Source organism: Sulfuritalea sp., assembly GCF_017302275.1.
Classification (GTDB): Bacteria; Pseudomonadota; Gammaproteobacteria; order Burkholderiales; family Rhodocyclaceae; genus Sulfuritalea.
The window spans coordinates 1-26,563 of the sequence record NZ_JAFLDR010000052.1; the positions used below are offsets into that span (position 1 = coordinate 1).

24 protein-coding genes and 2 pseudogenes are annotated in these 26,563 nt (G+C 64.7%); 14 read left to right on the forward strand and 12 right to left on the reverse strand.

The genetic code is table 11. The features are described from left to right. From J0M27_RS19160 to J0M27_RS19170, 3 genes are all read right to left on the reverse strand, one after another. Positions 1–591, reverse strand: a 591-nt coding sequence (locus J0M27_RS19160) for a tetratricopeptide repeat protein (protein ID WP_294995611.1), incomplete at its 3' end; no start/stop codon positions are given. A gap of 12 nt (positions 592–603) precedes the next feature. Further along, positions 604–894, reverse strand: coding sequence for a DUF2249 domain-containing protein (locus tag J0M27_RS19165; protein WP_294995614.1), 291 nt, complete (start codon positions 892–894; stop codon positions 604–606). Between the two features lie 40 nt (positions 895–934). Further along, positions 935–1,291, reverse strand: a complete 357-nt coding sequence (locus tag J0M27_RS19170; RefSeq protein WP_294995617.1) for a metal-sulfur cluster assembly factor — start codon at positions 1,289–1,291, stop codon at positions 935–937. Between the two features lie 99 nt (positions 1,292–1,390). On the opposite strand from J0M27_RS19170, the gene J0M27_RS19175 reads away from it, so the two are divergent. Next, positions 1,391–1,825, forward strand: coding sequence for an Rrf2 family transcriptional regulator (locus tag J0M27_RS19175; RefSeq protein WP_294995620.1), 435 nt, complete (start codon positions 1,391–1,393; stop codon positions 1,823–1,825). Between the two features lie 164 nt (positions 1,826–1,989). On the opposite strand, the gene J0M27_RS19180 is transcribed toward J0M27_RS19175, so the two are convergent. Further along, positions 1,990–2,211, reverse strand: coding sequence for a hypothetical protein (locus tag J0M27_RS19180; RefSeq protein ID WP_294995622.1), 222 nt, complete (start codon positions 2,209–2,211; stop codon positions 1,990–1,992). A gap of 1 nt (position 2,212) precedes the next feature. Beyond that, positions 2,213–2,632 carry a MarR family winged helix-turn-helix transcriptional regulator gene (locus tag J0M27_RS19185; protein ID WP_294995625.1) on the reverse strand — a complete coding sequence of 140 codons (420 nt, stop codon included), beginning with the start codon at positions 2,630–2,632 and terminating at the stop codon, positions 2,213–2,215. A gap of 93 nt (positions 2,633–2,725) precedes the next feature. Here J0M27_RS19185 and J0M27_RS19190 point away from each other — a divergent pair, with 93 nt between their 5' ends. Further along, positions 2,726–3,049, forward strand: a complete 324-nt coding sequence (locus J0M27_RS19190; RefSeq protein WP_294995628.1) for a TusE/DsrC/DsvC family sulfur relay protein — start codon at positions 2,726–2,728, stop codon at positions 3,047–3,049. A gap of 24 nt (positions 3,050–3,073) precedes the next feature. Here the strand turns inward: J0M27_RS19190 and J0M27_RS19195 are convergent, their stop codons facing one another. Both J0M27_RS19195 and J0M27_RS19200 read right to left on the reverse strand, forming a co-directional pair. Then, the gene (locus tag J0M27_RS19195) at positions 3,074–4,813 is read right to left on the reverse strand and encodes a bifunctional protein-serine/threonine kinase/phosphatase (protein ID WP_294995631.1); all 1,740 of its coding nucleotides are present in this window, start codon (positions 4,811–4,813) and stop codon (positions 3,074–3,076) included. A 60-nt stretch (positions 4,814–4,873) separates the two neighbouring features. Beyond that, a complete protein-coding gene (locus J0M27_RS19200) occupies positions 4,874–5,686 on the reverse strand; it encodes a formate/nitrite transporter family protein (protein ID WP_294995634.1) in 813 nt (270 codons plus the stop codon). Between the two features lie 365 nt (positions 5,687–6,051). On the opposite strand from J0M27_RS19200, the gene nirB reads away from it, so the two are divergent. Both nirB and nirD read left to right on the forward strand, forming a co-directional pair. After that, positions 6,052–8,538: a nitrite reductase large subunit NirB gene (nirB, locus tag J0M27_RS19205; RefSeq protein ID WP_294995637.1), complete on the forward strand. Its 2,487-nt coding sequence runs from the start codon at positions 6,052–6,054 to the stop codon at positions 8,536–8,538. Beyond that, positions 8,535–8,846 carry a nitrite reductase small subunit NirD gene (gene nirD / locus J0M27_RS19210; RefSeq protein WP_294995639.1) on the forward strand — a complete coding sequence of 104 codons (312 nt, stop codon included), beginning with the start codon at positions 8,535–8,537 and terminating at the stop codon, positions 8,844–8,846. Before nirB ends, nirD begins: the two co-directional genes overlap by 4 nt. On the opposite strand, the gene J0M27_RS19215 is transcribed toward nirD, so the two are convergent. From J0M27_RS19215 to J0M27_RS19230, 4 genes are read right to left on the reverse strand one after another with little or no spacing between them, the layout of a single operon-like run. Beyond that, on the reverse strand, positions 8,806–9,063 hold the full coding sequence (locus J0M27_RS19215) for a hypothetical protein (RefSeq protein ID WP_294995642.1): 258 nt from the start codon (positions 9,061–9,063) through the stop codon (positions 8,806–8,808). The genes nirD and J0M27_RS19215 overlap by 41 nt on opposite strands. Next, a complete protein-coding gene (locus J0M27_RS19220) occupies positions 9,060–9,500 on the reverse strand; it encodes a type I restriction-modification system subunit M N-terminal domain-containing protein (RefSeq protein ID WP_294995644.1) in 441 nt (146 codons plus the stop codon). Before J0M27_RS19220 ends, J0M27_RS19215 begins: the two co-directional genes overlap by 4 nt. 55 nt (positions 9,501–9,555) lie before the next feature. Further along, positions 9,556–10,065, reverse strand: a complete 510-nt coding sequence (locus J0M27_RS19225; RefSeq protein ID WP_294995646.1) for a GNAT family N-acetyltransferase — start codon at positions 10,063–10,065, stop codon at positions 9,556–9,558. Next, on the reverse strand, positions 10,034–10,456 hold the full coding sequence (locus tag J0M27_RS19230; protein WP_294995648.1) for a DUF1778 domain-containing protein: 423 nt from the start codon (positions 10,454–10,456) through the stop codon (positions 10,034–10,036). Before J0M27_RS19230 ends, J0M27_RS19225 begins: the two co-directional genes overlap by 32 nt. Positions 10,457–10,489: 33 nt before the next feature. Here J0M27_RS19230 and J0M27_RS19235 point away from each other — a divergent pair, with 33 nt between their 5' ends. Further along, the gene (locus J0M27_RS19235; RefSeq protein WP_294995650.1) at positions 10,490–10,663 is read left to right on the forward strand and encodes a hypothetical protein; all 174 of its coding nucleotides are present in this window, start codon (positions 10,490–10,492) and stop codon (positions 10,661–10,663) included. A gap of 144 nt (positions 10,664–10,807) precedes the next feature. Here the strand turns inward: J0M27_RS19235 and cysQ are convergent, their stop codons facing one another. Beyond that, positions 10,808–11,587 (reverse strand): 3'(2'),5'-bisphosphate nucleotidase CysQ, encoded by a 780-nt coding sequence (cysQ, locus tag J0M27_RS19240; RefSeq protein ID WP_294995652.1) that lies wholly within the window; start codon positions 11,585–11,587, stop codon positions 10,808–10,810. 215 nt (positions 11,588–11,802) lie between these two features. Here cysQ and htpG point away from each other — a divergent pair, with 215 nt between their 5' ends. From htpG to J0M27_RS19280, 9 genes and pseudogenes are all read left to right on the forward strand, one after another. Next, positions 11,803–13,728 (forward strand): molecular chaperone HtpG, encoded by a 1,926-nt coding sequence (gene htpG / locus J0M27_RS19245; RefSeq protein WP_294995654.1) that lies wholly within the window; start codon positions 11,803–11,805, stop codon positions 13,726–13,728. A 105-nt stretch (positions 13,729–13,833) separates the two neighbouring features. Then, the gene (locus tag J0M27_RS19250) at positions 13,834–14,313 is read left to right on the forward strand and encodes a DNA-deoxyinosine glycosylase (RefSeq protein ID WP_294995656.1); all 480 of its coding nucleotides are present in this window, start codon (positions 13,834–13,836) and stop codon (positions 14,311–14,313) included. A 173-nt stretch (positions 14,314–14,486) separates the two neighbouring features. Next, entirely contained in the window at positions 14,487–16,970 is a 2,484-nt protein-coding gene (locus tag J0M27_RS19255; protein WP_294995658.1) for a glycogen/starch/alpha-glucan phosphorylase, read from the forward strand. 121 nt (positions 16,971–17,091) lie between these two features. Continuing rightward, positions 17,092–17,142: pseudogene (locus tag J0M27_RS21430) on the forward strand (hypothetical protein); the annotation flags it as partial. A gap of 24 nt (positions 17,143–17,166) precedes the next feature. After that, the gene (locus J0M27_RS19260; RefSeq protein WP_294995660.1) at positions 17,167–18,654 is read left to right on the forward strand and encodes a calcium-binding protein; all 1,488 of its coding nucleotides are present in this window, start codon (positions 17,167–17,169) and stop codon (positions 18,652–18,654) included. Next, positions 18,651–19,511: a hypothetical protein gene (locus J0M27_RS19265; RefSeq protein WP_294995662.1), complete on the forward strand. Its 861-nt coding sequence runs from the start codon at positions 18,651–18,653 to the stop codon at positions 19,509–19,511. The genes J0M27_RS19260 and J0M27_RS19265 overlap by 4 nt, the downstream gene beginning before the upstream one ends. A 2-nt stretch (positions 19,512–19,513) precedes the next feature. Further along, positions 19,514–24,313 (forward strand): hypothetical protein, encoded by a 4,800-nt coding sequence (locus J0M27_RS19270; protein ID WP_294995664.1) that lies wholly within the window; start codon positions 19,514–19,516, stop codon positions 24,311–24,313. After that, on the forward strand, positions 24,310–24,993 hold the full coding sequence (locus J0M27_RS19275) for a hypothetical protein (protein ID WP_294995666.1): 684 nt from the start codon (positions 24,310–24,312) through the stop codon (positions 24,991–24,993). The genes J0M27_RS19270 and J0M27_RS19275 overlap by 4 nt, the downstream gene beginning before the upstream one ends. A gap of 20 nt (positions 24,994–25,013) precedes the next feature. Then, positions 25,014–26,563 (forward strand): annotated as a pseudogene (locus J0M27_RS19280) (hypothetical protein); the annotation flags it as partial.

Sequence of the window (26,563 nt, forward strand, 5' to 3'; positions counted from 1 at the left end):
GTGCTCACCCGGGCCCACCTGCCGGTAGTCGGCCATGGCTTCGTCAGGGCGCTTGCCTTCTTCGGCGATCTGGCCGAGGTAGTAGTGGGCGGCACTCTTGTTCTGGAAATCGAGCGTCAGCAGGTGTTTGAGCTGCTTCTCGGCAAGTGCCGTGTCGTTTTCCTGCAGCGCCAGAATGGCCACCGGATAGACCACGTCCGGGCTATTCGGATAGGCGACCAGCAATTGCTCGAACTGACGCTTGGCGTCGCCGTAACGCTTCTCGCTGATCAACGCACGCGCCAGGTGAAGCTGCACCTCGCGCGCCTTCGGATTGCGCTCGACAAAACGTTGCAGCGCCTTGATCGCCTCGGCCGACGACTTCTGGGCAAGGATCTGTGCTTCGAGCAAGGCTGCCGCTTCCCAGTCCGGGCGCAGCTCGAGCGCCTGCCGTGCTTCGCCGAGTGCCTGTGCCTGTTCGCCGGCGGCGCTGGCCGCCACCGCGGGCATGTTCCAGTCCAGCCGCGCCAGGCCAGCCAGCACGCCGCCCACGAGGGACAGCATGCCCAGCACCAGCAGCGGCACGCGGGCGGCGGGACGCAGGTCAGCCATGGCGGCGGCTATTCAGTGCGAGCAGCCGCAGCCGCCGACGGGCGCGGCTGTCTTGTCGGCGGCCGGCTTGCCGATCCGCACCTGCCAGACGTCGGGGCCGGACTCCAGGTAATCCCAAGTGAACTCGCCTTTCGATTCGGCCTGGAACTGGTAGAAGAGCGGCTTCGGATCATGATCGTTGACCAGCAGCAGCGCTTCGCCGGCCAACAGTGCGTCGAAGCTGCCGAAGATCAGCGGGTGGCGCTCGCGCGGAACGATGCTGCGGACATCGACGGTGGTCTTGAAGTTATGTGTGCTGTTCATGTCTTGCTCCTCCATGGTTGGGTGAAACGGTTCGACAGGCTCACCGCGAACGGTCCTGGCCGGGGGTCCAGCCGAAATGCTGCTTGGTGGCTTCGTCCATCATCGAGGGGTTCCAGGGCGGTTCCCACACCAGGCGGATGTCGGGGACCATCGTCGCCGGCAGGGCCCTGGCCAGCGCGGAGCGGACGTCGCCAATGATCATGTCGCCCATCGGGCAGGCCGGCGAGGTCATGGTCATCTCGATCAGCAGGCGGCCGGGTGCGAGCTCGATGCGATAGACCAGGCCGAGGGAAACGATGTCCCGGCCGACCTCGGGGTCGATGATCTGGCGCAGGACGTCGCGCACCTGCTGCTCGTTGAGGGTGGGTCCGTCGGCGGCGGCTTGTTCTTTCGTCATGGCTTTTTAAAGCAGTAAAATCAATACAGCTTTATCGTACCACTGCCTTTTTGTTAAAGCAATATCTTTTTTACTGCTTATTGGCGTAAACTGCCGGACATGAAACTGACCACCTTTTCCGACTACACCCTGCGCGTGCTGATGTTCCTCGCGCTGAACCGCGACCGGCTCGCCACGATCCCCGAGATCGCCGCCGCCTACGACATTTCGGAAAACCACCTGATGAAGGTGGTGCACCAGCTGGCGCGCTCCGGAGTGATCGAATCGGTGCGCGGCAAGGGTGGCGGCATCCGTCTCGCGCACGCGCCCGAGGCCATCCGGCTGGGTGCGATCGTGCGCGCCAGCGAGGGCAGCGCGCCGATCGTCGAATGCCTGTCCGACGACGCCGCGATCTGCCGCATCGCGCCGGTCTGCCGCCTCACGGCCGTGCTGTCGCGCGCCTTTGAGGCCTTGTACGCGACGCTGGACGAGTACACCCTGGCCGACCTGGTGCGGTCGCCGCGCGGCCTCAAGGCGCTGCTGGTGCGCGCCTAGCGCCGGCGCGGACGGGAGGCGAATCATGGCCGGCGCCTGGGGTTGCCCGCACGAAACCGACGACCGCTGCGGCAAGGTCAACGACCTGCCTTGCGATCCGGGCATGAAAGGCTGCGTGCTGCATGGCCGCTTCGTGTTCGCCAACGACGACAAGAACCAGCGCCTCAGGCAGAAGAAGGCCCGCGAGGAGGCGGCGGAGACGAGTCCGCCGCCGTCTGCCGCAGAATTTCCTTGAGGTCGACCATGCGTATCGCATCGACGGCGACTTCCCAGGCGCCTTCCTGGCACAGGCCGGCGATCTGCGCCCGTTCGTAGCCGTCCAGTGCGGCCTGCACGCAGGCGCTGCGTACGGCGGCGGCGAGTTGCAGCGGGTCGCTGGCGGCCATCTCAGTCCTCCCCCAGGTTCGCCAGCTCGGGCAGCAGGAAGCTGCCGCCCGGATTCAGGTGTTCGTCGCGATGCAGCCGCGCCATCTTCGCCGCCATGCGTTCGCCGCGCGCGGTGAGGTGCACTTCGACCTCGCGCCGGTCGGCCGCGCCCTGCACCCGCTCGACCCAGCCCAGCTTCTCGCAGCGCGAGATCAGCGCGACGACGCCGTGGTGCTGCGCCTGCAGGCGCTCCGCCAGTTCGCCCACGGTGGCCCAGTCGCGCCCGGGGAAGCCCTTGACGTGCAGCAGCAGCAGGTACTGCAGCGGCGTGATGCCGTTCCTGCGCGTCACCTGTTCGGAAAAGCGCAGGAAGCGGCGCAGCCGGTAGCGGAAGGCCGACAGCGTCTCGAATTCCCGTTTGCCCATCGTTGCGCGCGCCATGCCGCCTCCCCGTGTCCACCCGCCGCCAAAATATCATAGTATGCTTTTATCACGGCATGATGCATTGACGCGGCGTGCGACAAGGAGGGTGCGATGGAATCGGCAGTCACGATGCCGGCCTGCGACGACCAGGGCTACCTGCTCGATCCGGCCGACTGGAGCGAAGACCTGGCGCGGGTGCTGGCGCGGCAGGAAAGCATCGAGCTCGGCGAGCAGCACTGGCTGGCGATCCGCTACATGCGCGAATATTTCGCCGAGCACCAGGTGATCCCCGACGTGCGCTTCGTTACCCGCCACCTCGCCGCAAGCATCGGCGGCTCGCGCAACCTTGTGTTCGAGCTGTTTCCCTACGGCTACGTCAAGCAGGCCTGCAAGATCGCCGGCATGAGGAAGCCCAGGAGCTGGAGCACCGGCTGAAGGCTGCCCTGGCTGCCCCCGGCCTCAGGTGCCTGTGATCGGGTGGGTTGCGAGCAGGACCACCACCAGCGCGAACAGGATCAGCGACAGCAGCTTCCAGAACACCAGCGGGTTGCGCTCGATGAGCGGCGGCGGGCGGTCGGACTGGAACGCCCGGTTCGGATGGCGCAGGTCGTGCAGCAGCTCGGAGATCGCCTCGTAGCGCCTTTCCGGGTTCGGGTGCGCGGCCTTCTTGATCGCGCCGTCGACCCAGGCCGGCACGTCGCGGCGCCACTCCATGAGCGAGGCGTACTTCAGCCTGTTCTGTTCGGCGCGGGTACGGCATTTGGCGACGCCGGTGCCGTAGGGAAAGCGCCCGCTCAGCATTTGATAGGCGATCACGCCCAGCGAATACTGGTCCGACCGCGTCGAGCCTTCTTCCCAGAGGAAATATTCTGGCGCGGCATATTGCAGCGTGCCGGCCATCTGCTTGCGTTCGTTCCGGCTTGCGGATTCGTCGATGCCGGCGACGCGCGTCGAGCCGAAGTCGATCAGCTTCACCGTGCCGGCGCCGTCGATCATGATGTTATCCGGGCGCAGGTCCTGGTGCAGCATTTCGAGCCGGTGGAAGGCCTGCAGGCCCTTCGCGGTCTGTTCGAGGATGCCGCGCACGGTTTCCAGGTCGGGCGCCGGGTTGTCGATCATCCACTGCGCCAGCGTCCGCCCCTCGATGAATTCGGTGACGACATAGATGTAGTTGCGCTTGCGGGTCTGCGGGGGCGCCTTCAGCACATGGACGCTTTCGATGCGCCGCGCGATCCATTCTTCCATCAGGAAGCTTTCGAGGTAGGCCGGATCGCCGCCGAGGTCGATCGACGGAATCTTGATGATGACCCGGGCCCCGGATTCGCCGTCGATCGCCAGATAGATGTGGCTGCGGCTGCTGGCATGCACCTCGCGGACGATCGTGTAGCCATCGAACTCCATCCGCGGCTGGAGCAGCGGCGGCAGCGGCAGCTCGGACAATTGCCGCGAGATTTCGCCGAGTTCCTTTACCGGCAGGGTATCCACCCGCACCAGTTGGATCGTCAGGTTGTCCCGGCTGCCGCGGCGGAAGGCGGCGTCGACAACCGCCCTGGCCGCCGCGTCCAGGTCGTCGCCATGGCGGGCGATCGCATCGGCGAAGAACGAGGGCTCGGCATGCTCGTACACGCCGTCGGTGGCCAGGACAAAAATGTCGCCCTGCTCGATGGGCAGGGATCGGTAATCGATGTCGAGCTGCGAATTGATGCCCAGCGCGCGGCTCAGGTAGCTTTTGTCCTGCGCCACGATGACGCGGTGGTCATTGGTCAGTTGTTCCAGCGCGCCGTTGCGCAGCAGGTACACGCGGCCGTCGCCGACATGGAGCACATGCGCGGTGGTCGATTTGAGCACCAGCGCGCTGAAGGTGCAGACATGGCCGCGATCCTTGTCGTAGCGCCCCTGGCCTTGCTGCGTCTGCGAGTACAGCCACGAATTGGTCGCGCCCAGCACGCGCAGCGCCGAGGTCTTGACCGACCAGGCATCGGAGGTGCTGTAGTAGTCCTCGAGGAAGCCGCCGACCGCGAACTCGCTCGCCGCGCGGCCGGCATCGCTGCTGCTGATGCCGTCGGCGAGCGCCACGGCGACGCCCTTGGCGCTCAGTTGCGGTTCCCTGGGCAGGCAGACACCATGGAAATCCTGGTTGCTTTCCTTGCGCCCCTTGTCGGAACACTGCCCTATGGATAGTTTGAGTTCAGCGGACATTTTTCCTGCCAAAGAAGCCCCGCCCCGGTGCAGGGCGGGGCGCATCCGGGATGATCCGTTTCAGCTGAAACTGCGCTTGGGCGCGGTCTTGAAGTGCGTCGAGTAGAGGGTCAGCCCGGTAAAAGCCAGGCCGCCAACCAGGTTGCCGAGGACGGTCGGGATTTCGTTCCAGATGAAGTAGTCGAGGATGGAGAAGTTGCCGCCCAGCATCAGGCCTGAAGGGAAGAGGAACATGTTCACCACCGAGTGCTCGAAGGTCATGGCGAAGAACAGCATGATCGGCATCCACATGGCGATCACCTTGCCGCTCACCGTGGTCGAGATCATCGCGCCGACTACGCCGGTGGACACCATCCAGTTGCACAGCATGCCGCGCATGAAAATCGTCATCCATCCGGCGAATCCGTATTTGGCGTAGCCGAGGGTTCGCGCTTCACCGATGTGGCCGATCTTGGCGCCGATTTCGCCGGGCGAGGTCGAAAAGCCGTAGGTGAACACGAAGGCCATCATGAAGGCGACGGTCAGCGCGCCGAGGAAGTTGCCGGTGAACACCAGGCCCCAGTTCTTCAGGATCGCGGGGATGGTGACGCCAGGCCGCTTGTCCAGCCAGGCCAGTGGCGTCAGCACGAAGACGCCGGTGAGCAGGTCGAAGCCCAGCAGGTAGAGCATGCAGAAGCCGACCGGGAACAGGATAGCGCCGATCAGCGCCGAGCCCGACATCACCGTGGCGGTTACCGCAAACACCGCCGCCAGTGCGAGGATCGCCCCGGCCATGTAGGCGCGGATCAGCACGTCGCGCGTCGCCATGTAGATTTTGGATTCGCCCGCATCCACCATTTTGGTGACGAACTCCGCAGGTGCCAGGTAAGCCATGATGTTTCCTTTCGTGGAATCGAGAAACTGGCAAGGGGGTGGCGGCCGGAAATGCTCGAGTCGCCGGGTTCGGCGGGACGGTCTTTGCGGCACCCTTGCCAGGGCAACGGTTCCTTAGCAGCGATCGTGCCACGCGCGAAAATCCCCGTCTGGCGGCCATTCCGGTGATGCGGAACGAATCGGACGGGGGCCGAATGGCGGCGTTGCGCACGCTTATGGTGCGCCGCAGCAGCGAAATGAGTCGATGTGGTGCGAACAAGTTCGCCGTACCCGCGATTTGGTGCCAATACGCAGGGTTTTGGCGCTGGCACACGCCTTGCTGATAGATAAGCGACGTCCATCGATCTTCGCAAAGGGTGCAAAAAATGAAAAAGCAGAAACTGGTAGTGGTCGGCAACGGCATGGCCGGCATGCGCGCCGTGGAGGAGCTGCTTAAGCTCGCGCCCGACCTCTACGACATCGCCGTGTTCGGCGCCGAGCCGCACCCCAACTACAACCGCATCCTGCTCTCGCCGGTGCTGGCGGGCGAGATGACCATCAACGACATCATCCTCAACCCGCTCGGCTGGTATGCCGACAACGGCATCCGCCTGCATGTCGGCAAGCTGGTGACGAAGATCGACCGCGTCGCGCGCAAGGTGGTCGCCGCCGATGGCACCGAGGAAGAGTACGACCGCCTGCTGCTCGCCACCGGCTCGACACCCTTCATGCTGCCGGTGCCCGGCAACGACCTGCCGGGCGTGATCAGCTATCGCGACATCAAGGACACCGACGAGATGATCGCCACCGCCGCCACGCACAAGCACGCGGTGGTGATCGGCGGCGGCCTGCTCGGCCTGGAAGCGGCCAACGGCCTCAAGCTGCGCGGCATGGATGTCACCGTGGTGCATCTGATGCCCTGGCTGATGGAACGCCAGCTGGACAAGGTTGCCGCCGACATGCTGAAGGCATCGCTGGAAGCGCGCGGCCTCAAGTTCCTGCTGGAGAAGCAGACCGAGGCGCTGCTCGGCGGTGAGTCGGGCCGGGTAGCGGCGATTCGCTTCAAGCCTGCCCCGGGCTACGACCCGGGGGACGGCCTCGAAATCCCCGCCGATCTGGTGGTGATGGCGGCCGGCATCCGCCCCAACACCGCGCTGGCGGAATCGGCGCGGCTGCATTGCAACCGCGGCATCGTGGTGAATGACACCATGCAGACCTACGACCCGCGCATCTACGCCGTCGGCGAATGCGTCGCGCATCGCGGCATCGCCTACGGCCTGGTCGCGCCGCTGTTCGAGCAGGCCAAGGTCTGCGCCAACCACCTGGCCAACTTCGGCATCGCGCGCTACACCGGCTCGGTGACCTCGACCAAGCTCAAGGTCACCGGCATTGATCTCTTCTCCGCCGGCAACTTCATGGGCGGACCGGGCACCGACGAGATCGTGCTCAACGACGCCGCCGGCGGCGTGTACAAGAAGCTGGTGGTGAAGAACGACACCCTGGTCGGCGCCGTGCTCTACGGCGACACGGCCGACGGCGGCTGGTACTTCCAGCTGGTCAAGGACGGCCAGAACATCCGCGAGCTGCGCGACCAGCTGCTGTTCGGCCAGAACCACGTCGGCGACGGCGGCCATGCCGGCGTCTCGAAGGCCGCCTCGATGCCCGACGAGGCCGAGGTCTGCGGCTGCAACGGCGTCTGCAAGGGCGACATCGTCAAGGCGATCAAAAGCCAGGGCCTGTTCACGCTCGACGACGTGCGCAAGCACACCAAGGCCTCCAGCTCCTGCGGTTCCTGCACCGGCCTGGTCGAGCAGATCCTCGCTTCGACCATCGGCGGCGCCTATACGCCGGCGGACGCCAAGGAGAAGCCGATCTGCGCCTGCACCGACCACTCGCACGGCGTGGTGCGCCAGACCATCCGCGAACGCCACCTGCTCACCATCCCCGGCACCATGCACTACATGGACTGGAAGACGCCCGACGGCTGCGCCACCTGCCGTCCAGCGCTCAACTACTACCTGATCTCGACCTGGCCGGGCGAGGCGAAGGACGATCCGCAGTCGCGCTTCGTCAACGAACGGGCGCATGCCAACATCCAGAAGGACGGCACCTTCTCGGTGGTGCCGCGCATGTGGGGCGGCCTGACGACGCCGGCCGAACTGCGCGTGATCGCCGACATCGCCGAGAAATACCAGGTGCCAACCGTGAAAATGACCGGCGGCGCGCGCATCGACCTGCTCGGCATCAGGAAGGAAGACCTGCCCAAGGTCTGGGCCGACCTCGGGGCCGCCGGGATGGTTTCCGGCCACGCCTACGGCAAGAGCATCCGCACCGTGAAGACCTGCGTCGGCGCCGAGCATTGCCGTTTCGGCACGCAGCGCTCGATGGAAATGGGTGTCAAGCTGGAGAAGATGCTGTTCGGCATGGGCTCGCCGCACAAGGTCAAGCTCGCCGTCAGCGGTTGCCCGCGCAACTGCGCCGAGGCCGGCATCAAGGACATCGGCGTGATCGGCGTCGATTCCGGCTACGAGATCTACGTCGCCGGCAACGGCGGCATCAAGACCGAGGTCGCCCAGTTCCTGTGCAAGGTGAAGACCGACGACGAGGTCAAGGAATATTCGGCCGCCTTCCTCCAGCTTTATCGCGAGGAAGGCTTCTACCTCGAACGCACCTGTCATTACGTCGCCCGCGTCGGCCTCGACCACGTCAAGGCGGCGGTGGTGAGCGATCCGCTGACGCGCAAGGCGCTGTACGAGCGCCTGCTGTTCGCCCTCAAGGACTACGCAGACCCGTGGCGGGAGGCGGTGGAAAAGCCCGCCGTGCGCCGCGAGTACCAGGTCATCGAAATCAGGGAAGCGGAGGTGGTGTCGTGACCGGCTGGATCAGGGTCTGCGCGCTCGACGACATCGCGCCGCTGGGCAGCCGCGTCGTGGCGTCGAGCCAGGGCGACATCGCCATCTTCCGCACCGCGGCCGACCAGGTCTTCGGCCTGCACGACAAATGCCCGCACAAGGGCGGGCCGCTGTCGCAAGGCATCGTGCACGGCAATGCGGTGACCTGTCCGCTGCACGGCCTGAAGATCGGCCTCAAGGACGGCGAGGCCGTGGCGCCCGACAAGGGCTGCGCCAAGACCTTTGCCGTCAAGCTGGATGCCGGGGAGGTGTGGCTGCAGCTGAAGTAGGCGTCGCGCAATTCGCCGTATCGCCAGCGCCGACTTTTCTTGACGGAAAGCAGCGTTTCAGCAGCAGGTATTCGTAGGCGTCGCCGAACAGGTCGATGGTGTTTTCCGCAAACCCATCTTCGCTGCTGGCCAGTGGCAGGTCGCCGATGGCGTCGAGCAACTTCACCAGCTTTTCGTTGCGCTTGGCAACCGTGGGGCCGATCTTGCTGCTGTTCACGTCGAGGTCGTCAACAGCCCCTTGATGTCGTTCTCCGAGTCGCTGCCGGTGGCCGAGCCTTCGATGTCGGCAAAGATGTTGCTCAGAGTTTCGTTGAGGTTGGCGTCATGCCGGGCGCGGGTCCGCACGTTGGCAAACAGTTCGGAAGGCAGGATGTCGAAGCCATTTCCCTTCACCGTTTCGGCACGGCCGAATTCGGCATCGGCATCGCTCAAGCGTGCGTAGTCGAAATCAGGAGTACCGGCCTTGCGCTCCTGTTCATTGAGGTAGCTGGTCAGGTTTTCCGAGATGAAACGGTAGAACAGCATGCCGAGCACGTAGGTCTTGAAGTCCCAGCCGTCCACGCTGCCGCGCAGATCGTTGGCGATGCGCCAGATGGTCTTGTGCAGTTCCGCCCGCTCGTTTTCCTTGTTGTTGGTCGCCATCTCACGCTTCAATCATTCTTGCTCCGCGACCTTTGTGCCGCCTCGCTTCGCTCGTGACGGCATCCCGCTACGCGGGACCGCCCTTCGGGCGTCCTTCGCCTGCGGGTTGTGCCGACAGGAACAGCAGCAGCGGATTATCCGGTGCGGCCTCGAAACCGAAACGGCGGTAGTAACTGGCTGCCTGCTCATCGAGGGCGTCGACGAACAGGCCAATCCCGCCCGCCTCGGCATAGATGCGACACGCCCGCGTCAAGGCGTCGACCAGCAGGAGTTCGCCCAGCCCCTTGCCCTGGTATTGCCGGGCGACCGCCAGCCGGCCCAGCCGCACGCCGGGGATGCGTCGCGGCAGTTTCTTCCGCCAGGCATCCGGCAGATGCCGGATTTCGAGTTCGGCCAAGGTCAGCGCGTAGTAGGCGCAAATACGGGGCGGTTCGTCCTCACGGATGGCGACGAAGGTTTTCGATAGTCCCTTGTCCTGATGCTGGCGCGCAACCTGCCGCAGCCAGTCGTTCAGTTCATGGCGACCGCAGTCGAACCCCTGCCGGTCATGACTCCCAGCTAAAGGCAGTACCTGCATCGTCTCGCTTGGCTTTCTGATAACGCTTCATGGCAGCCTTCAACTTAGGCGTAGGCTTGGGCGGGTTCTCCATCAACCCGAGCAGCCAGTTCCAATCGCGAGGGCTGAGGCGGATAACCTCTTCCCGCTCGATGACTTCCTGGGCTTCTTTCAGCGCTGCCTGCACCAAAAACTGATTGACCGTCGCGCCGGTCAGTTCGGCGGCACGGCAAAGCGTCTCGTACACCTCGTGCGGAACCCGAGCGCCGATACGGTCCTGCTTGGCAACTGCGGTACCCATATCAATCTCCAAAATGATCTGGGCGCCCAGTCTATCACTGTCGCCATTTTGGCGCCACCATGTCATGGCAATCAGAAAAAGCTTGGCTTCCCGATCGAACAGCGCGTTCATGGTGGCGTCGTCAATCACCTCGCGGAACCCACGATGAAGACCAAACAAACCGCCCGCGACGCCTACCTCGCCCGCACTGCCGCCATCCACGCCAAGCTGGGACGGCTGCAGCAATTTGCCGATGACCATTTCGGTCACGACCCCGATGCCATCCACTGGGGCCACGCCGGCGATCTCGGGCGGGTGTTCATGGAGATTTTCGGCTGAGTGGCAGGGAAACGACATGTTGCCGACCGATCCGGAAGACCGACGCAAGGTCGCTCCGGCCGACCACCCGACACTCGCCGTCCCGCCAGCGCCGACTTTTCATTGGCCACCCGCCAGGCAAGCGCAGCGCCGCCCGGCATGAATTCACGCCGGTGCGGCGTCGCCCCAGGCGGCGAAGTGGGGGTTGGCGAAATCCGGCTTGCCGTAGCCCAGCGGTGTGTCGTCGAGGGTGCACACCCGGCCGCCGGCGGCGCGCAGCACGGCGTCGCCGGCGGCGATGTCCCATTCCATGGTGCGGCCCAGGCGCGGGTAGACGTCGGCCTCGCCGCAGGCGACGAGGCACAGCTTGAGCGACGACCCGGCATTGGCCTGGCTGGCCACCCTGCGCCCGGCGAGGAAAGCTTCCAGCGCCGCCGCGTCGCCGTGCGAGCGGCTGGCGACCACGGTCAGGCCCGTGGCGGGTACCTTGCGGCAGGCGATGGCGCGGCGTGCGCCGCGTTCTTCGACGAAGGCGCCGGCGCCAGCGGCCCCGGCAAACAGGCGGTTGAGGGCGGGGGCGAAGACCACGCCCAGCGCGGGCCGGCCGTCCTCGATCAGGGCGATGTTCACCGTGAATTCGCCGTTGCGGCTGATGAATTCCCTGGTCCCGTCCAGCGGGTCGACCAGCCAGAAGCGCCTTCCCACCTGGGGGATGCGGCCGGCCGCCACCGCTTCCTCTGCCACCACGGGAATGTCCGGGGTGAGGCGCGCCAGGCCGGCCAGGATCACGGCCTCGGCGCGTTCGTCGGCCGCGGTGACGGGCGAGGCGTCGGCCTTGCCGTGCACCGCGAAATCGGTGGCATACACGGCCAGTATCGCGTCGCCGGCGGCGTGCGCCAGCGGCAGCAGGGCGTCGCGCAGGGCGACAAGTTCAGGGGTGTCCATCCAGGGTTCTCCGGTGCCGCAGGGCGGCGGTATTGTGCATGCCGGGCCCGTTGTCGGGAGGCCGGCGCATCCTGGCATGCCGAAAAAGTCGGCGCGGCCGGCACGGCAGGCAGGGCCCGGCGGCCGGGGATGGCACTGCCCTTGAAATGGCCATTGCCGCCCCCATATCGCGCCAAGGATTTCCATCCGTCTTTCGTCTATCAAGGGGTTTACGCATGTCCGACGCCACCGCCACCGCCACCAAGGAAACCCTCGGCTTCCAGACCGAGGTCAAGCAGCTCCTGCAGTTGATGATCCACTCGCTGTACTCCAACCGCGAGATCTTCCTGCGCGAGCTGATTTCCAACGCTTCCGACGCCTGCGACAAGCTGCGCTTCGAAGCCCTGCACAACGCCGCCCTGTTCGAGGGCGATTCCGACTTCAGGATACGCATCGCCTTCGACCCGGAAGCGAAGACGCTGACCATCGCCGACAACGGCGTGGGAATGTCCCGCGAGGAAGTGATCGCTGACCTCGGGACCATCGCCAAGTCCGGCACGCGCGAATTCTTCTCCCAGCTCTCCGGCGACCAGCAGAAGGATGCCAGCCTGATCGGCCAGTTCGGCGTCGGCTTCTACTCCAGCTTCATCGTCGCCGACAAGGTTACGGTGCGCACCCGCCGCGCCGGGGTCGAGCCCTCGCAGGGCGTGCTGTGGGAATCCGAAGGCGCGGGCGAATTCAGCATCGAAATGGCCGAGCGCCCGGCGCGCGGCACCGAAATCACCCTCCACCTGCGCGAAGGCCAGGACGACCTGCTCTCGGCCTGGAAGTTGAAGTCCATCATCCGCAAGTACTCCGATCACATCGTCCAGCCCATCGTGATGAAGGGCGAGAAGTGGGACGAGGAAGCCAAGAAGCAGGTGCCCACCGACGAGGACGAAACCGTCAACCAGGCCTCGGCCCTGTGGGCGCGGCCGAAGGGCGAGATCACGGAAGAGCAGTACAAGGAGTTCTACAAGCACGTCGGCCACGATTTCGAGGACCCGCTGACCTGGACCCACGCCCGCGTCGAGGGCAAGACCGAATACACGCAACTGCTCTACGTGCCGGCGCGCGCGCCCTTCGACCTGTGGGACCGCAACGCCAAGCACGGCATCAAGCTCTACGTGCGCCGCGTCTTCATCATGGACGACGCCGAGCAACTGATGCCGACCTACCTGCGTTTCGTGCGCGGCATCGTCGATTCGGCCGACCTGCCGCTCAACGTCTCGCGCGAGATCCTGCAGGAATCGAAGGACATCGAGGCCATCCGCAAGGGCTGCACGGCCAAGGTGCTGGGCTTGCTCGATGGCATGGCCGGCAGCGACGAAGCCACCGAAAAGGAAAAGTACGCCAAGTTCTGGGGCGAGTTCGGCAAGGTGCTGAAAGAGGGCATGGGCGAGGACTTCGCCAACAAGGACAAGATCGCCGGCCTGCTGCGCTTCGCCTCCACCCTGGCCGATACGCCGGACGAAACCGTCTCGCTCAAGGACTACATCGCCCGCATGAAGCCGGAGCAGGAAAAGATCTACTACGTCACCGCCGAGACCTTCAACGCGGCGAAGAACAGCCCGCACCTGGAAGTCTTCCGCAAGAAGGGCATCGAGGTCATCCTGCTCTCCGACCGGGTCGACGAGTGGGTGGTGTCGCACCTCACCGAGTTCGAAGGCAAGCAAATGGTCTCGGTGGCCAAGGGCGGCCTCGACCTGGGCAAGCTGGAGGACGAAGCCGAGAAGAAGGAAGCCGAAAAGGAAGCCGGCGATTTCAAGGACCTCACCGAGAAAATCGGCAAGAGCCTGGGCGACAAGGTCAAGGAAGTGCGCGTCACCCACCGCCTGACCGACAGCCCGGCCTGCCTGGTGGCCGACGAGCACGACGTGTCCGGCAACCTGGCGCGCATCCTCAAGGCCGCCGGGCAGAAGGCGCCCAACGCCCAGCCCATCCTCGAAATCAACCCCAAGCACCCCGTGGTGCTGCGCCTGAAATACGAAGAGAAGAAGTTCGACGACTGGGCGGCGGTGCTGTTCGACCAGGCCCTGCTCGCCGAGGGCGGCCAGCTCGACGACCCGGCCACCTTCGTCAAGCGCATGAACCAGTTGATGCTGGAGATGAGCGGCGGTTAGGACGGCACCAACCGTGTCGTCACACCGGCGAAAGCCGGTGTCCAGCGCCTTGATCGTTCTGGATTCCGGCTTACGCCGGAATGACGGGCCGATTTCCGGGCGGCTGTGATTCTCCACGGCCTGCCGCCCGTCATAGACGCACGAGCCCGGGTGCTGATCCTGGGCTCGTTTCCGTCTACCGCCTCGCTCGCCGCGCAGCAGTATTACGCCCATCCCCAGAACCAGTTCTGGCGCATCGTCGGCGCGGTGATCGGGCAGCCGCTGAAGGATATGGACTACGCCGCGCGCCTTGCCGCGGCACAGGCGGCCGGCATCGCCATATGGGACGTGTTCGCCTCCTGCGCACGGGCCGGCAGCCTCGACTCGGCGATCCGCGATGCGGTGCCCAATCCGCTGGCCGAACTCAAAAAGTCGGCGCCGGCGCTACGGCGGATTTGCTTCAACGGCCGCACGGCGGCGAAGCGCATCCGCGAGGTCGAAGCCATGGGTTTCGTCGCCGTGGTGCTGCCTTCCACCAGCCCGGCCCACGCCGGCATGAGCTTCGGGGAAAAGCTCGCGTGCTGGCGCGGGGGGCTGGCGAGCTGAGGGCGGCACCCGCGTTGACGTTGACCAGGATGCCGGCCGCCTGCGGCGGCGTATCGGCCTGACGCCGGCTTCCTCCGCATTGCCGGTGGATTCGGCGAATGCGGCCCACCCGCGCGGCACCTCATCGCACCCCGCGAGTATCATGTTCGTATCGCATGCATGGGAACGCTCCGATGAAAAAGCCCGCCGCCCTGCCCGACCTCGACCACCCGAAGCTCGATGCCGATTCGATCCGCCGCTCGCTGCACAACCGGCTGATCTACACCATCGGCAAGGACCCGATCACCGCCACCGACCGCGACTGGTTCCATGCCGCCGCCGCCGTGGTGCGCGAACGCATGATCGAGCGCTGGATGGAAACCATGCGCAGCTATTACGTCGAGGACCGCAAGCGCGTCTATTACCTCTCCATGGAATTCCTCATGGGCCGCGCGATGACCAACAGCATGCTCAACATCTGCGCCGAGCAGGAATTCCGCGATGCGCTCGCCGCGCTGGGCGAAATCGGCGTCAAGCCGGAAGCCATCGCCGAAGTCGAGCCCGACGCGGCGCTGGGCAACGGCGGCCTCGGCCGGCTGGCCGCCTGCTTCCTCGACTCGATGGCGACCATGGGCATCGCCGGCTATGGCTACGGCATACGCTACGAGTACGGCATGTTCCACCAGGGCATCGAGGACGGCCAGCAGGTCGAACACCCGGACAACTGGCTGCGCTACGGCAACCCCTGGGAATTCCCGCGCCCCGAGGTGCTCTACCAGGTCAAGTTTCACGGCCGCGTGGTCGAGTTCACCGACGAGCACGGCGCCAGGCGCCACCAGTGGGTGGATTCCGACGACGTCATGGCCATGGCCTACGACTACCCGATCCCCGGCTACGACACCGGCACGGTGAACAACATGCGGCTGTGGGCGGCCAAGGCCAGCCGCGATTTCGACCTGCGCTACTTCAACGAAGGCAACTACATCGCCGCCGTCGAGGACAAGAACCAGTCCGAGAACCTGTCCAAGGTGCTCTACCCCGACGACACCACCGAAATGGGCCGCGAGCTGCGCCTGAAGCAGCAGTACTTCTTCGTCAGCGCCTCGCTGCAGGACATGCTCTACCGCTTCGCCAAGTCGGAAACCCCGCTCGACAAGCTGCCGGAGAAGGTGGCGATCCAGCTCAACGACACGCATCCATCGATCGCCGTGCCCGAGCTCATGCGCATCCTGATCGACCAGCACCGCTTCGAGTGGTCACGCGCCTGGGACATCGTCACCCGCACCTTCGCCTACACCAACCACACGCTGATGCCGGAAGCGCTGGAAACCTGGCCGGTCGGCCTCTTCGAGCGCGTGCTGCCGCGCCACCTGCAGATCATCTACGAGATCAACCACCGCTTCCTCAAGGACGTGATGCACCACTATCCCGGCGACCCGGCGCTGTGGCAGCGCATGTCGCTGATCGACGAAAACAAGGGCAAGCGCATCCGCATGGCGCACCTGGCCATCGTCGGCAGCCACAAGGTCAATGGCGTCGCCGCGATCCATACCCGCCTGATGAAGGAAACCATCTTCGCCGACTTCCACCGCCTGTGGCCGGGCAAGATCGTCAACATGACCAACGGCGTCACGCCGCGGCGCTGGCTCAATCAGGCCAACCCCGGCCTCGCGCGGCTGATCGGCAGCCGCATCGGCAAGGGCTGGCTGAAGGACCTCGACCAGTTGCGGCAACTGACGCCGCTGGCCGACGATGCCGCCTTCCGCGACGCCTTCGTGCGCGTCAAGCGCGACAACAAGGCGCGCCTGGCGCAGGTGATCCGCCAGCGGCTGGGCATCGCGGTCGATCCCGATTCCCTGTTCGACGTGCAGATCAAGCGCATCCACGAATACAAGCGCCAACTGCTCAACGTGCTGCACGTCATCACCCTCTACAACCGCCTGCGCGCCGGCGGCGACGCCACGCCGCGCACGGTGATCTTCGGCGGCAAGGCGGCCCCCGGCTACCGCATGGCCAAGCTCGTCATCCGCCTGATCAACGACGTCGCCGACGTGGTGAACAACGACCCGGTGATGCGCGGCCGGCTCAAGGTCGTCTTCATCCCCAACTACGACGTCTCCAACGCCGAACTCATCATCCCCGCCGCCGACCTCTCCGAGCAGATCTCCACCGCCGGCACCGAGGCCTCCGGCACCGGCAACATGAAGCTGGCGCTGAACGGCGCGCTCACCATCGGCACGCTGGACGGCGCCAACGTCGAGATCCGCAACGAAGTCGGCGCCGAGAACATCTTCATCTTCGGCCTCACCGCCGATGAAGTCGCGCAAGCCTACGCCGCCGGCTACAACCCCTGGACCCACTACGACACCAACGCCGAACTCAAGCAGACGCTCGACACCCTGCGCGACGGCTTCTTCTCGCCCGAGGACCGCGACCGCTACAAGCCGGTGTTCGACAACCTCACCTACCACGGCGACCACTACCTGCTGCTGGCCGACTATGCCGCCTACATCGCCTGCCAGGAAAAGGTCGGCGCCCTCTACCGCGACCCGCAAGCCTGGGTCCGCAAGGCCATCCTCAACGTCGCCGGCATGGGCCAGTTCTCGTCGGACAGGACCATAGGGCAATACGCGAAGACGATTTGGAACGTGGAGGCGCGGGGCAGGTCGGTGGGGTAGGGATAGTAAAAAGTTGGCGCTGGTGGTACGCGGGGGGCGGAGTTTGTGTCTTGCAACTGAGGAGGTTCCGCTGCAGGTGAGATTTGTGACTGAAAGCTAATCCGATGCTGCCCATTTACCAGGGGCGGATACGCTCAATGGCGGCGCCGGGACCGATACCCTGGACGGCGGACACTTTGATGCGGCGGCCGACCTGATGCAGGGCGGGGCGGACGGCGATACTTACCGGTTCGGCCGCGGCAGCGGGGCCGACACGATTACCGAGGGCGGCGATGCGCTATCGACCGACATCCTGCGACTGGACGCCGGGATCGCGCCCGCCGAGATCAAGGCGCTGCGCACGGGCAACGACCTGGTGTTGCAGATCGTCGGCACCACCGATCAGGTCAAGGTCACCGGCGCCTACGCCCCAGGGGCGGGCGCGGCGGCGCGGATCGAGCGCGTCGAGTTCTTCGGCGGCACGGTGTGGACCGAGCCGGACATCCGCCAGCGCATCCTGGAAGGCCTGGCGACGGCGGGCAACGACGGCATCATCGGCTTCGACGGCGACGACACGATCCTGGGCCTGGCCGGCGCCGACACGCTGCTCGGCCTCGCCGGCAACGACACGCTCGACGGCGGCGACGGCAACGATACGCTGCAAGGCGGCGACGGCAACGACATGTTCCTGGGCGGCGCCGGCAACGATTCGATGGTGGGCGGCAGCGGCGAGGATCGCTTCGACGGCGGCGCCGGCAACGACGTGCAACAGGGGCAGGGCGGCAACGACAGCTACCGCTTCGGCCGCGGCGCGGGTCAGGACGTGATCTTCGACGAGGACCCCACGCCGGGCAATGTGGACACGGTGGAACTCGATGCCGACGTACTGCCGGAGGATGTGGTCGTGACGCGCAATGCCAGCGAAGTGCAACTGGCGATCAAGGGCACCGCGGACACGCTGCGTTTCCTCAACTACTTCGCCAGCGATGCCAACCGCATCGAGCGGGTGCGCTTTGCCGACAATACCGTGTGGGAAGGCACGACCCTGCTGGCGCGCAGCCTGATCGCCACGGAAGGGGCGGATTCGCTGACCGGCGGCGCCGATGCCGAGGCGATCGACGGCCTGGGCGGGGCCGACCAGATCGACGGCCAGGGCGGCAACGACATGCTGACCGGCGGCGCCGGCAACGACACGCTGACCGGCGGCACGGGCAGCGATACCTATGTGTTCAACCGCGGCGCGGGGGCCGACACGATCATCGAGAGCGTTGCCCTGCCGGGCGACATCGACATCATCGAGCTGGGCGAGGGCATCGCGCCGGGGCATGTCATCCTCAACCGTGTTGCGACCGGCGGCGGCCTGGCGGGTTTCCCGCATCTGAAGCTGGACATCCTGCAGGCGGACGGGACGGCGTCCGCCGACTCGATCCTGCTGAAGAACTTCTTTGTCGGGGCGGACGGGGCGACCCGGATCGAGCAGGTCCGCTTCGCGGACGACATCAACATGATCTGGGATGCCGCGCTGCTCGGCGCCACCATCAGCAGCGGGACGCCACTGGCCGATACCTTCCTCGGCGACGGGCGGGAAGGCAACGAGGGCGACACCAACATGCGACTACAAATCACCTGCAAAAGTCGGTGCTGGCGATACGGCGATTCAGCAGTGGGTGCGGCAAACAACAACGTGTGGAGGATCGCAGCATGACCACAAAATGGATACGGCAACTCGCGGTGGCGCTGGCAGCAGCAACATCGTTGGCGGCCTGCGCGCAAACGCCGCCCGCCAAGGAAGACCCCAAGGCGCGCCTGGCGAAAGCCGAAGCGATGTTTGTCGAGCGCTGCAAGAAGGCGGGGGTCTTCATCCACCGTACGGCGGAGAACGTCGAGAGCGTGTTCCTGATGAAGCTGCGGCCCAGTGGAATCAACTATGGCGACCAATATCGGATGGATGATCCTTATGGCCGCGACTTGGACGGAGATGGCTACATCATTTCTTTCGTTCGCGGAAGCTATGACACCATGCGGCCGAAACAGACTAAGCCCGGGTGGCCCGAACGACGTGGCTACCGCTACGTCGAAGCCCTCGACGAGAAAGACGGCAAACGCTACCGTTACACCGGGTCGATGAAGCCCGTCGGGCGGAAGAATCCAAACACGCCAAATCATCAGATTGATCTCGCAAGGAATCCCAATTTCGATCTCAACATCTATGCCTTCGTCCTCGAAAGAGTCCCCGCCCCCGGCCCCGCCCCTCGTTACGGCGTGACTTACGACGACATCTCGACCCGCGAAGAGCGCGACTACTGGATCGCCGGTAGTTCGCTGCGCGTGATCGACCTACAAACCAACGAAGTCATGGCCGAGCGCATCGGGTACATGACGGATCGCGGGCAGGGCAATACCTTCGGTGGGCGATCGCCGTGGTTGCATGCAGCGAGGAATGCATGTCCTGATTTCCACCGATTTCCAGACCCGGTCGTAGTTGTTCCGAGTTCTGCCGCGCAAATGAGACAAACACAGGACTTCGTCGAAAGCGTCCTCAAGCCAATTCAGGAGAAATAGCCATGGCAATCCCAAACACCGCTGAGTTCCTAAAGTTCGCCAACCTACAGATGGCGGCAGAGGCTTTCCTTGTAACTCCGATCGGAGTGCCTTTAACTGGACAGGACTACATCAATGCCCTCAAGACAGGCAACGATCACGCCAGCAAATTCACCGAATCCGAAGCCACCAAGTTTGCCAGCGAATGGCAAGTCGTCGACCAACGCCCGAACACCACGACCGGATTTTCCGGCACGTTGTTCAAGAACAATGAAACCGGCGAACTTGTCATTTCCTTCCGCAGCACCGAATTCGTAGACGACGCCATTCGCGACAGCGCCGCCACCAACACGCTGGAGGTCTTCAACACGGGCTGGGCCTGGGGCCAGATCGCCGACATGGAGGCGTGGTATTCCGAACTGCTGGACAAGCGCGACAACGATGGCCAACTCGTGCTCAGCGGCAAGACCTACTCCGTCACCGGCTACAGCCTCGGCGGCCACCTGGCCACCGCCTTCAACCTGCTGCATCCGGGGGCGGCCGCGCAAGTCGTCACCTTCAACGGAGCCGGCGTCGGCAAGGTGAAGGCGGGCCACACGCTGCAAGGCGTGCTCGGCTACTTCAACGATCTGCGCACGAACCCGACGAGCATCAAGGCCGCACTTGGTTTCTCGCTGGCCGGGCTTGGCGACTTCTACGACGCCCTGCGCCTGAACCTGGCCGACAAGACCTGGACGGCGGCGCAAGCGAAGGCCGCGCTGGCCGGCCAACGAACGATGTACAACGACGCCGACCGCCTGATCTTCGACGGCGAAACGCGTCCCCTGCAAAAGTCCCTGGACGCCATCCTCAGCCTGCAAGCCGAAGCCGACCGCATCAAGAACTTCACCTCCGGCGGCGCGACCGACACCGCGCCCAAGGTCGTGCCCGCCACGGAAATCCTCGCCCAGACCCTCGACTACCGCCTCGCCGTCTATCTCGCCGGTCAGCGCACGGAATCGAAACTGAGCGTGCTTAGCAAGACCCTCGGCGATCCGCCGCTAACCAACCAGTGGGATCTGGTCGGCAAGGAAACCACCACGCCCCCCTGGTCGGCAGTCGCCAACTCCGGTTTTCACCATGGGACGAACGTCGACCTCTTCATCGAAGACCAGCCGCTGACGCGCGGAAACTTTGTCGGGACCTTCGTTCGGGGCCTGACCGGCTTCGAGATCAACCTGCTGCAGGACAAATACGACCTAAACAACTTCGCCGACAACCACAGCCTGGTGCTGATCGTCGACTCACTCAAGGTTCAAGACGCACTCCTCAACCTCGTCGCACCGGCGCAACGCCCGACGGCCACTGGAACCCTCACAACGATCCTCAAGAACGCATCCTGGCGCAAGGTGGAGAGCAACGGCGGCCAAGGAAAGGCCGAAGGCGACGTCCTGGAAAACACCGTCAACGCCCTGGCCGATCTGATCCTCGGCCCGCAAAAGAAGGCTGATCGCCTCAACGGCAACCTGAACGGCAATACCTGGGCCGATACAGCCGACACGACCGTCGGCGGCAGGAATTACGCGGGTCGCGATGGGCTCCATGCCAAGCTTCGGGACATCGTCGGCAGCGAAGCCTACGGCTGGCTCGCCGGCCGCCTCACACTCGATCCAGCCACCGGCGATCTCGCCGGAATCGCCCGCACGGACTACCTCGCCTACGCCGCCCTGGTCGGACTCAGCCCCTTCGTCTTCGGCGCCACCCCGCCGTTGTCCGAAGTCGATCGCGACGCCGCCTTCGGCCCGCAGGGCGCCTACGCCGACTGGAAAGCCGACCTCGCCGATCTGGCCGCCGGCAAGGCCCGCGAAGGCCTGCGCATCAGCGACGAATGGCTGGCCGACCGTGCCGAGTTTCTTGCGCGCAAGACCGGGTTCAACGCAGAAAACCTCAACCCCTACAACCCGGATGCGAAGGAAGGCAGCGGTGACGACGCCATCGTTAAGCTCGCCGACGTCTATTACGAGGACATGGCCAGCGGCTACCGTATCCAGCAAGGCCGGCTGGAAGGTTCTTCCGTCCGCAAATACATCTTCGGCAGCGACGAGGCCGAAACCCTCACCGGGCGCGACCTCGCAGACCGTCTCTACGGTGGCGCCGGTAACGACACCCTCAGCGGCCACGACGGCGACGACTACCTCGAAGGTGGCGCCGGCGACGACCTGCTTCGCGGCGGGGACGGCACCGATACCTACCGCGCCGGCCGGGGGACCGACACCGTCCACGACAGCGACGGCCTGGGCCGCCTGATCTTCGCCGGTGCCGAGCTCACCGGCACCCTTACCCGAGACGGCACCCAACGCGGCCGCTACACCAGCAGCGCCCGACCCGAGTTGGTCATCCACTTCATCGGCAAGCCCGGCGAACCTGGCAGGCTCGAGATCACCGATCCGGCCGGCGCCAGGGTCATCCTCCAAAACTGGAAGAGTTCCGAACTCGGCCTCACCCTCTCCGACAGCACCGACACGCGGACCTTCACCGACCTCACCGGCACCCCCGAGGGCGACAACAGCCAACTGAGCACCCCGCCTCATGGCGCCAGCCTGGTCGCCGGCGGTCCCAACCAGAAGGTGTATGGCTACGGCGGCAGCGACCTCATCGAACTGGGCTTCGATGGCGACATCGGCTACGGCGGCGCCGGCAATGACATCCTCAGGAACGGTGATGGCAACCAGGTTCTTTATGGCGAAGAGGGCGACGACATCCTGATCGCCTCTGGGGGCAACGACTCGCTGGAAGGAGGCCTTGGTGACGACGCCCTGCAAGGCGGCGCGGGAGATGACCTGCTAGATGGCGGCGAAGGCATGGACCTGGTCGATGGCGGCCAGGGGGCGGATGTCATCAAGGGCGGCGCGGGTGACGATTTCATTTTCGGCGGCGGGAATCTGATCGTCAGGCTCGACAGCTCCGCAGGCCCGCTGGACTACCAGCACTTCGCCGACGCGCAGGTGAAGATGCTGCATCGGGACAACGAAGGCCGGCTGACCCTGCCCGTGCTGATCGGTGTCGCGCCCGACGACACGCGTGTCCAGGTGGCCCCAACGCCGCATGTGGTGGACGATGCCGCCGACGTCATCGACGCCGGCGAGGGCGACGACTGGGTCTTTGCCGGCGACGGCGACGACCTCGTCGAAGGCCAGGGCGGCAAGGACATTCTGGTCGGCGACGCCGGCAACGACTGGATCGAGGGTGGCGATGGGGACGACAACCTGCGCGGCGACGGCGCCCTGGGCGACCTCGCTGCGCCAGAGGGCGGGCCGGGCCTGGTCACTTGGACCCTCGATCAATTCCACGGCGCCGACTACATCGACGGCGGCGATGGCAACGACTTCATCTCTGGCGACGGCGGCGCCGACGAACTCTTCGGCGGGGTCGGCGATGACGTCCTGATCGGCGACAGCAATGGCGTGGCGGCGGATTACCACGGCGCCGACTATCTCGATGGTGAGGATGGCAACGACAGCCTGTACGGCTACGGCAGGGACGACATCCTGTTCGGCGGCGCCGGCGACGACAGCCTCGAAGGCGACAGCAGCGCCGTGGCCTATGACAAACATGGCAACGACTACCTAGACGGCGAGGACGGCAACGACCTCCTCAAGGGCGATGGCGGCAACGACAGCCTGTTCGGCGGCGCAGGCAACGACCAACTCTTCGGCGACACCGACGACACCCCCGCCCCAAACCAAGGCGCGGACTATCTGGACGGCGAAGACGGCGACGACTACCTGCGCGGCTATGGCGGCAACGACACCTTGATCGGCGGCGCCGGGGTGGATCAACTACTGGGCGAAGCAGGCGCGGACAGTCTCGATGGCGGGAAAGGCGACGACCTCCTCGATAGCGGCGCTGACAACGACACGCTGATCGGCGGAACCGGCGTCGAAGCCCTCACCGGCGGTGCGGGCGACGACACCTACGTGTTTCGCGCCGGTGACGGTGGGCCTGCGGCCGATGGCTCGATCGATGCGATCTTCGAGACTCCAGGCGGCGGCCGCGATACCGTGAAGCTGGACGGCATTTCCGCCGGCAGCCTGCGGGTCAGCGCCGCCAATGGTGGCGCGGTGCTGCTGATCAACTATGGCGCGACGGATTCGCTGGCCATCGCGGACGGACTCGCCGGCGCGGTGGAACGCTTCGAGATCGGCGGCGAGACGCTTACCCATCATCAGTTCGTCGGGCGCCACGCCGCGGGAGTGCTGCGCACGACCGACTCCGAGGGCAAGCCCATCGTGCTCGGCGGCAGTGCCCCCGACACCCTCGCCACCACCGGCGGCAACGCCACGCTCTCCGGCGGGCTCGGCAACGACAGCCTCTCCGCCACCGGCGACAACAACCGCATCCTCTACGCCAGGGGCGACGGCACCGACCGCGTCGCCACCGGCGGCGTCGGCAACGTGCTGGGCCTGGGCCCAGGCATCGCGGCGACGGACTTGAAGCTCAAGCTCGGCTCGCTGGCGCTGCAGGTCGGGGCCGACCCCAACGACATCATCCACTTCGACAGCTTCGACGCCAACGACGCACTGGCGACGCGGCCCGTCGACAGCATCGAATTCGAGGACGGCGGCACGATGAGCTACGCCGAGCTGCTGGCCCTGGGCTTCGACATCGACGGCGCGGCCGGCGACGACAACCTCACCGGCACCAGCGTCGATGACCGCATCGCCGGCGGCGCCGGCAACGACATCATCGACAAGCCTTGGCAACTATTGGAAACGAAAGAGAGTCGGCACTCGCGATACGGCGATATCGCCTGCGCGAATATCGAATGGAGGGTTGCCGCATGAGAAATCTTTACAAGACGCTAATCGACCTTTGTGCGGGCCTGATCCTTGGCGGCTGCGCCGGTGTCGGCCTGGGCGGCGAACACATCCGATGGAAGGAAGAAGTGAAACTCTCTGACGGCAAGGTGATCCAAATTCAGCGGCACGTTGAACTCACTGAGTCAGGCTTTCCAACGCAGAAGCGAGGCTTCGACGAGTACCAGGAGATCTGCTATCCGCCTATGAATATCCACTGGAAGTCCAAAGCGGGTTACAAACCCGACATCTTCGATATCGTCGATGGTAAGGCATATATGCATGTGCCGATTTCGGATTGCTCCCAATGCATGTTGCACAGCTACCCACCAACCGACGCGCTGTATTTTGCCTGGGAAGGCTTGCAGTGGAAACGGATCACGCACGCGGAGTTTCCCAATGCATCGGTGTGGAATCTGCTGATGCAGACCAAGGGCGGATCAACAGCCACCGACCCGCAAGGCTTGATCACGATCACGGACAAGGCCACCGGCAAATGGAACGACAGCGGGTTGCGCTCTGAAAAGGAACGATTAGGCTGGAAGCGGGTGAGCGAAAGCTATGCATGGAAGGGAAGTTGTGACGCGTGTCGAAGTAGGAAAGTCATCACGGATGCCACGCCCGATATATTTCTAGTTGGCAAAGACGCTAGTAGCTGCCAGCCGTAACACTCAATAAGGAGACAGAAATGCCAACCGATTCTCAATACGCGGTGTTTGCAGCGAGTGCCTACGCGGAATCAATCAACGTCGTCAATCCAATAAATGCAATCCGGCCTCCAGCCGAGTGGCCGGTCCTGGACGGCAGAAACCTTACGTTAACCGGTTTCCTCGCCCGCGCCTACCAGAATGGCAACGAAATCGTCATTGCCTATGCTGGCACCACATCCGAACCGGGCATGAAATCGCTGGATTGGAAGAATGGAAACATTCCCGGCGCCACGGGGACTTCGTTGGCCGCCCAGATCGTCGATGCGGCCAAGTTCTATCTTGATGTACGCAAATCCATCACCAATCCAGATGGAAGTCTCAGCGGAACGATTAGCTTCACAGGCCATAGTCTGGGGGGAGGTTTGGCCTCCCTGATGGCGGTGTATTTCGACAAAGATGCCTGGACCTTCGACCAAGCGCCCTTCGAACAATCGGCCACGACTGCCAGCGTGGTGAATGCGTTGAAGTCGGAGCTGACCAAGAACTATTCCCTCGCCGCACTGGCCCCCGAGTTTTCCAGCTATGTGCCCGGCGTGACCAATTACGAACGCGAAAGCCGTGTCCGCCATACCTACGTCAAGGGCGAAATCCTGCGCAACTTCCCGCTCTATGTCGCCGGCCTGGCAACCGTTGTCGGAGGCCCTCTGGCGGGTATCGTGGTCGGCGGTCTCGGGCTGGCCAGCAGCTCCGAGATAGCAGGTCCAGCGCCAACCGAGATTGATCCAAAAGCCATCGGTCCCAGCGGAATTGACCTCCATGACATGCGGCTGTTGGTGGCCCTGCTGCAGTCGCCCTCACTGCTAAGCGCCACTCAGAATAATCCTGACTTTCTGCAGCAACTCATCAAATCCCCTCTCTATGCGAATCGGGAGCAAGATCAACCCGCACGCAACTTCCTCAATCTGATGGTTCAGCAAGAGGCCCTTGGCAACAAGCCGCTGGACAAACTGGCGGAAGACATCGCCAAGTTCACCGGCGAGCTTGATCCCGTCGCCAGCAATATCGTAGGAGCCGACGCCAAGCTCAAATCGGCCCTGTATCAAGTCGCCATCGCTCTCTACTACGGCGAAGGAGAAAAGCGCACCGGCGCGACCAATGCGCTTTTCGACAACCTGATCAAGTCGCTTCCGGGCGGCATCCAGTTCGCTCCTGACCCCAACAGACTGAGCGACTATGAGACTGCCCTGAAAGCGGTGCTCTCCGAATTGGGCCAATACAGTGCTTTCGGCGCCGTCAAGACCTACCTGAAGCCAGAATTCGACCGCTACACCCTCCCCACACAAGGCGCGCTCATCGCACCCGAAATCGCCGACAACAAAACCGACCTCATGCTCGGCGGCAACGAGGCAGACGTTCTCCGAGGCGGTGGCGGCAACGACACCCTGATCGGGCGCGGCGGCGACGACACCCTCACCGGCGGCGCCGGAGAGGACACCTACCTCATCAACGCTGGCGACGGCGCCGACCACCTCATCGACAGCGGCGTCAATCGCATTTTCTTCAACGGCAAGCCCGTGGCGGGCGCCTT

Coding starts and splice junctions, on each gene's coding strand:
- J0M27_RS19165 (WP_294995614.1), bottom strand. CDS start 894: ATGAACAGCACACATAACTTCAAGACCACCGTCGATGTCCGCAGCATC.
- J0M27_RS19170 (WP_294995617.1), bottom strand. CDS start 1,291: ATGACGAAAGAACAAGCCGCCGCCGACGGACCCACCCTCAACGAGCAG.
- J0M27_RS19175 (WP_294995620.1), top strand. CDS start 1,391: ATGAAACTGACCACCTTTTCCGACTACACCCTGCGCGTGCTGATGTTC.
- J0M27_RS19180 (WP_294995622.1), bottom strand. CDS start 2,211: ATGGCCGCCAGCGACCCGCTGCAACTCGCCGCCGCCGTACGCAGCGCC.
- J0M27_RS19185 (WP_294995625.1), bottom strand. CDS start 2,632: ATGGCGCGCGCAACGATGGGCAAACGGGAATTCGAGACGCTGTCGGCC.
- J0M27_RS19190 (WP_294995628.1), top strand. CDS start 2,726: ATGGAATCGGCAGTCACGATGCCGGCCTGCGACGACCAGGGCTACCTG.
- J0M27_RS19195 (WP_294995631.1), bottom strand. CDS start 4,813: ATGTCCGCTGAACTCAAACTATCCATAGGGCAGTGTTCCGACAAGGGG.
- J0M27_RS19200 (WP_294995634.1), bottom strand. CDS start 5,686: ATGGCTTACCTGGCACCTGCGGAGTTCGTCACCAAAATGGTGGATGCG.
- nirB (WP_294995637.1), top strand. CDS start 6,052: ATGAAAAAGCAGAAACTGGTAGTGGTCGGCAACGGCATGGCCGGCATG.
- J0M27_RS19225 (WP_294995646.1), bottom strand. CDS start 10,065: ATGCAGGTACTGCCTTTAGCTGGGAGTCATGACCGGCAGGGGTTCGAC.
- J0M27_RS19230 (WP_294995648.1), bottom strand. CDS start 10,456: ATGAACGCGCTGTTCGATCGGGAAGCCAAGCTTTTTCTGATTGCCATG.
- J0M27_RS19235 (WP_294995650.1), top strand. CDS start 10,490: ATGAAGACCAAACAAACCGCCCGCGACGCCTACCTCGCCCGCACTGCC.
- cysQ (WP_294995652.1), bottom strand. CDS start 11,587: ATGGACACCCCTGAACTTGTCGCCCTGCGCGACGCCCTGCTGCCGCTG.
- htpG (WP_294995654.1), top strand. CDS start 11,803: ATGTCCGACGCCACCGCCACCGCCACCAAGGAAACCCTCGGCTTCCAG.
- J0M27_RS19255 (WP_294995658.1), top strand. CDS start 14,487: ATGAAAAAGCCCGCCGCCCTGCCCGACCTCGACCACCCGAAGCTCGAT.
- J0M27_RS19260 (WP_294995660.1), top strand. CDS start 17,167: ATGCAGGGCGGGGCGGACGGCGATACTTACCGGTTCGGCCGCGGCAGC.
- J0M27_RS19265 (WP_294995662.1), top strand. CDS start 18,651: ATGACCACAAAATGGATACGGCAACTCGCGGTGGCGCTGGCAGCAGCA.
- J0M27_RS19270 (WP_294995664.1), top strand. CDS start 19,514: ATGGCAATCCCAAACACCGCTGAGTTCCTAAAGTTCGCCAACCTACAG.
- J0M27_RS19275 (WP_294995666.1), top strand. CDS start 24,310: ATGAGAAATCTTTACAAGACGCTAATCGACCTTTGTGCGGGCCTGATC.